General features: G+C 60.2%; 1 protein-coding gene. It reads left to right on the top strand.

The genetic code is table 11. From position 1 onward, the window contains the following. On the top strand, positions 1–261 hold a 261-nt coding region (locus SB764_RS41660), incomplete at both ends, for a hypothetical protein (protein ID WP_410866985.1).

Below are 261 nucleotides of genomic sequence, written 5' to 3'. Positions count from 1 at the left end.
CTACCGGCTGGAGCTGGATGCGCTGGTTGCCGCCAGTGGTAACGATCTGATCGCGCAGCAGGCATTGGTCGAGCGCCTGGAAAGCTTCGATCACCGTAAATTGCCTGTGGCGCAGTTGCAGAACCTGGCGAAGCTGGCGTTGACATTGCAAGCCCCGGCATTCGCCGCGAGTGTCTTTGAAGAGATTGCCGGGCGTGATCCTGCGCAAAAGAACGAAGCCCTCAAATCGGCCGCGCAGTGGTACCTGGCGGGTGAACAACC

The organism is Paraburkholderia sp. SIMBA_027 (assembly GCF_046535315.1).
Taxonomy (GTDB): Bacteria; Pseudomonadota; Gammaproteobacteria; order Burkholderiales; family Burkholderiaceae; genus Paraburkholderia; species Paraburkholderia tropica.
This window is presented reverse-complemented; position numbering and strand designations above follow the sequence as displayed.